5 protein-coding genes are annotated in these 4,879 nt (G+C 48.9%); 3 read left to right on the forward strand and 2 right to left on the reverse strand.

Annotation, left to right across the window (positions count from 1 at the left end; all coding sequences use genetic code 11):
• Positions 1–315: 315 nt before the first annotated feature.
• The 3 genes from KDK14_RS16800 (at position 316) to tdh (ending at position 3,928) form a co-directional block, all read left to right on the forward strand.
• Positions 316–1,287: a hypothetical protein gene (locus KDK14_RS16800; RefSeq protein WP_257266331.1), complete on the forward strand. Its 972-nt coding sequence runs from the start codon at positions 316–318 to the stop codon at positions 1,285–1,287.
• A gap of 330 nt (positions 1,288–1,617) precedes the next feature.
• Positions 1,618–2,826: a glycine C-acetyltransferase gene (locus KDK14_RS16805; RefSeq protein ID WP_257266332.1), complete on the forward strand. Its 1,209-nt coding sequence runs from the start codon at positions 1,618–1,620 to the stop codon at positions 2,824–2,826.
• 70 nt (positions 2,827–2,896) lie between these two features.
• Positions 2,897–3,928 (forward strand): L-threonine 3-dehydrogenase, encoded by a 1,032-nt coding sequence (gene tdh / locus KDK14_RS16810; RefSeq protein WP_257266335.1) that lies wholly within the window; start codon positions 2,897–2,899, stop codon positions 3,926–3,928.
• Between the two features lie 166 nt (positions 3,929–4,094).
• On the opposite strand, the gene folE is transcribed toward tdh, so the two are convergent.
• A complete protein-coding gene (gene folE / locus KDK14_RS16815) occupies positions 4,095–4,646 on the reverse strand; it encodes a GTP cyclohydrolase I FolE (protein ID WP_257266333.1) in 552 nt (183 codons plus the stop codon).
• 11 nt (positions 4,647–4,657) lie between these two features.
• On the reverse strand, positions 4,658–4,879 hold a 222-nt coding region (locus KDK14_RS16820; protein ID WP_257266334.1), incomplete at its 5' end, for a hypothetical protein.

Raw genomic sequence — 4,879 nt, forward strand, 5'->3', positions numbered from 1 at the left:
GTTAATTGCCTCCCGGGAGGCTGTCCGAGAATAGACTGCCCTACGCAGCAACTGCTGCTGCGTTGCTCTGGCTCCTGCATTCATGCAGTCGTGCGTTGGCAGCAAATTGGTCTGAAAATCCGTTTTTGTTCGGCATATAGCTCCGCTACTTGTGCCCTTTGGGGTAGTCAGCTCAAAAGCTGAAATTTTATCCTTAATTCTCTGCCATCCTCGCTACGGGCGCTATTCTCGAACAGCCTCCTGATTCTGGTCTATAATCGATCTTTCATATTAATTACCAAAAACGGATTTAACTGATTAGTCCAGGTATAATTCATGACAATATCTCCTTTACAAACATCTTTAAATTCCACTCAGGGTTACTTGGACGCGAGTCAACAGTGTTCGGTACAGCAGGGTTTGCATTCGACGCCAACAAGAAATATTTGTCGTTGGAACTGTGTTAATCACGTTCGTACAAGTACTACGCTTGGTGACAATGAAAAAAGGCTTTCTGGTTGGCATTCTATTTCAGTACATCAACCTGATCATATAGCTCTAAAAGGAGCCGCGAATCATAACAGGGTTGTCAATGAAGGGAGGGCAGCTACAAAAACGGTAGCAATGGCAGCTTTACTCTCATCATTTAGTGAAAAAGAGCTAACTTTGACCAGATCCAGTGACTTTTCTCATCACCAAAAATCGCAGCAAAGAGTGATTATGGACAAACCCGAAGATGTGAGGAAAGGAATGCCCAGAGAAAAAAATATAATAGAGCGGAGAAGAAAAGATGGCTTGATGGATCACGACGTCAAAAGGGTGGTGGGCTCTTCAGACCGAAAGTGGACACAGCAAGAGAACTCAGTCCTTTTTCAGGGAAGGAAAAATCATGATCATTATCCACATGAAGGAAGAAAACCTAAAAAACATGACAGTCATGGTGCCAAGACTTCATGGCATCGCAACCCCGGCCAACTTATGGTCAGCCTTTCAAAAGTAGAATGGCAATCCAGAAAATCAGATAATGTGAAGCCATCTGGACCAGGTCTCCAGAGCTATTCTGTAGGCTTGGACAAAGCTAAATTGCAAGATCTGAGACCACTGAAAGCAACGCTTAAACATGTAAGTGGCGCATTTGGTGAGCACCTTAGAGAAAATGCACAGCGAATCTGTCGTGGCAAGAAATGGGAGGCAATATCCAACGATAGAACTCATAGACATTGCCATGCTGAAGAAGTCAGGGATTTAAAATTCCAAATTGAAGAAGGAATTGAAGAGTATCGAGAGCAAAAGCTGATAGGCAGTTAATTAACTCTGCAGGTACAAGAAGCAGAACTGGAAGAGTTTCGTTCCGCTCTTTCATTTTTAGTTTCTTCTGAATAATCTCTTGATTCTTTTTGAATGGCCAGCCACTTACGTATAAATGCTTGTTCAATTGGGTCCCTTGCTGATCCACTATTAGTTCAATCATCTATAACGAACGGGATGATGGCAGTAAGCTATACCCATTGGTCGCATAACCTTTGATTTAACCCCAATGATGCCCGTGTTATTGGGGTAGAAGGGGGTATTGGAGACCGCGCCCCTGATGGTTGGGCAAAGGCGAGATGCTGGAAATTACCGAGAACAGGAGTCGAAATGAAGGCCGATTTTTATCAAGGGCTGCGCAGTCAATTGGATGAGCTGAAGCAGGAAGGGCTTTATAAAAGTGAACGGGTCATTAGTTCACAACAACAGGCTGCAATCAAGGTGCTCTCTAATGGAGAGGGCGGTTCAGAGGTGCTGAACTTCTGTGCTAATAACTACCTGGGCCTGGCCAATGCCCCGGAGCTTATCGAAGCGGGCAAACAGGGGCTTGACCGGTATGGCTTTGGTATGGCCTCCGTGCGTTTTATCTGCGGTACCCAGACCGTCCATAAAGATCTGGAAGCTCATATCTCCCGGTTCCTGGGCATGGAAGATACCATTCTCTATCCTTCCTGTTTTGATGCCAATGGTGGCCTGTTTGAAACCATCCTGGGGCCGGAAGACGCGGTCATCAGTGATGCGTTGAACCATGCCAGTATTATCGATGGTGTGCGCCTGTCCAAGGCTAAACGTTTCCGCTATGCCAATAACGATATGGCAGACCTTGAAGCACAGTTACAGGCGGCAGAAACGGCGGGTGCCAGAACCAAACTGATCGCTACGGATGGCGTATTTTCCATGGATGGGGTGATCGCCAACCTGAAAGGCATCTGTGACCTGGCGGATAAATACGACGCCCTGGTGATGGTAGATGACTGCCATGCCACCGGTTTTATCGGTGAGAAAGGGGTTGGTACTCCTGAGTTCTGTGATGTTATGGGACGCGTGGATATTCTCACCGGTACCCTGGGTAAAGCGCTTGGCGGTGCTTCCGGCGGTTACACCTCCGGTAAAAAGGAAGTGATTGACTGGTTGCGTAACCGTTCCCGTCCATACCTTTTCTCCAATACGCTGGCGCCGGGCATTGCTGCTGCTTCGATCAAAGTGTTTGAGATGCTCGCGGAAGGCGCAGAACTGCGCCGGAAGGTACGTGATAATGCCGACTATTTCCGCTCTGAAATGTCCAGGCTGGGCTTTACCCTGGCCGGAGCCGATCATCCGATTGTACCGGTGATGCTGGGCGATGCTTCACTGGCGGGCCAGTTTGCCGAGCGAATGCTGGAAAAAGGGATTTACGTGGTTGGTTTCTCCTTCCCGGTGGTGCCAAAAGGTCAGGCGAGAATTCGTACCCAGATGTCGGCTGCCCACAGTCGGGAGCACCTTGATAAGGCCATTGATGCTTTCGCCAGGGTTGGTCGGGAGTTGGGTGTTATCCGCTGATATTCCTGCTGATATATAAGAGAGCTGGCTTGCTATGCTCAATAGCAAGCCCATTGAGAAAAATGAAACCGTGAAGACATTAGCCAAAAGCAAAGCAGAATCCGGAATCTGGATGGAAGATCGTCCCAAGCCAGAAGTTGGTTACAACGATGTACTGATCAAAATTCGCAAAACCGCCATTTGCGGCACTGACATGCATATCTATCACTGGGATGAGTGGTCTCAGAAAACCATTCCGGTGGGTATGCACGTTGGCCATGAATTTGTCGGCGAAATCGTTGACATGGGTGAAGGTGTGCGTGGCTTTGAGGTAGGGCAGCGGGTGTCCGGTGAAGGTCATATTACCTGTGGCCACTGCCGTAACTGCCGCGCTGGCCGCCGCCATCTGTGTAACTTTACTGTGGGTGTCGGCGTTAACCGTGACGGTGCGTTTGCCGAATACCTGGTAATTCCGGCGGTGAATGCCTTCCCGATTCCTGATGATATCAGTGATGACCTGGCCGCCATTTTTGACCCCTTTGGTAATGCGGTCCACACCGCACTCTCTTTTGACCTGGTTGGGGAAGATGTACTGATTACCGGTGCCGGCCCCATCGGTATTATGGCGGCAGCTATCTGTAAGCACGTTGGTGCCCGTAATGTGGTGATTACCGATGTCAACGAATACCGTCTGGATCTGGCCCGTAACATGGGGGCGACCCGCGCAGTGAATGTTGCCAATACCGACCTGACAGCAGTGATGGCGGAGCTGGGCATGGTTGAAGGATTTGATGTGGGCCTTGAGATGTCCGGCAATGGTCGTGCATTTAAGCAGATGCTGGAAAATATGAACTATGGTGGCAAAATTGCACTGCTGGGAATTCCTGCCAGTGATACGGTGATTGACTGGAACCAGGTCATCTTCAAAGGTCTGGTGATCAAAGGTATCTATGGTCGTGAGATGTTTGAGACCTGGTACAAGATGACCAGTATGCTGCAGTCCGGTCTGGATATTTCGCCAATCATTACGCACCGGTTCCCGGTTGATGATTTTGAGCAGGGCTTTGAAATCATGGGGTCCGGGCAGTCTGGAAAAGTGATTCTTGACTGGTGTCAAGTCTGAGGAACAGTCCTTAACTGATTTCCCGGTTTAGAACTTGATTACCGATCATCCTGAGCGGAGTCGAAGGGTGGCAGGCACAGTGCGTGAGTTCGCAGTGTACGCCCTTCGACAGGCTCAGGACGCACGAAGTTTGGAACCTGAGAAATACAGAAGTTATTCAGGGTTCTCAGCGAATAAACCGCAGAAACTCTTCACGGGTTGGCTGATTGTCTTTCATGAGGCCGCGCATGACCGAAGAGGTCATGGAGGAGTTCTGTTTTTCCACGCCACGCATCATCATGCACATATGTTGTGCCTCAATCACCACGGCAACCCCTTTGGCATCGGTCACTTTCATGATGGCATCGGCAATCTGTTTGGTCATGTTTTCCTGAATCTGCAGGCGGCGGGCGAACATATCCACAATGCGGGCAAACTTGGATAAGCCCATTACCTTACCGTTTGGCAAATAGCCAATATGGCACTTGCCAATAAAGGGCAGCAGGTGATGCTCACACATTGAGTACAGCTCAATATCTTTGATCACGACCATTTCGCTGATGTCGGACTCAAACACTGCACCATTAACGATCTCTTCCAGTGTCTGGTTATAACCCCTGGTCAGGTACTGCATTGCTTTGGCAGCGCGAAGCGGCGTATCCCTGAGGCCTTCCCGGTGAATATCTTCACCGAGGGACTCAATAATGGCCTTGTAGTGTTCGCTTATTCTTTGGGACATTGAAAGATTTATCACTGCATGGTTATCAAGGTGGACGGCAGTTTAACACAATAGATACCTGACCCGGAAAGCACCGGAATAACTTTCTTTACACCCTTTGCACGATAATCACCAGGCGGGGCAATTTCGCAGGCAAATATCAACGGCACAACTGTTGCCAGGAGGCTGTCCGAGAATGGCGCCCGACTGGGCGTCCCCGTAGCGAGGACGACAGAAAATTGAGGATAAAAATT

The sequence above is a fragment of the Endozoicomonas sp. ONNA2 genome (genome assembly GCF_024606365.1).
In the GTDB taxonomy this organism is placed as follows: Bacteria; Pseudomonadota; Gammaproteobacteria; order Pseudomonadales; family Endozoicomonadaceae; genus Endozoicomonas.

Bases quoted from the DNA above. Each gene is read 5' to 3' on its own strand.
- KDK14_RS16805 (WP_257266332.1), top strand. From the start codon at position 1,618: ATGAAGGCCGATTTTTATCAAGGGCTGCGCAGTCAATTGGATGAGCTG.
- folE (WP_257266333.1), bottom strand. From the start codon at position 4,646: ATGTCCCAAAGAATAAGCGAACACTACAAGGCCATTATTGAGTCCCTC.
- KDK14_RS16800 (WP_257266331.1), top strand. From the start codon at position 316: ATGACAATATCTCCTTTACAAACATCTTTAAATTCCACTCAGGGTTAC.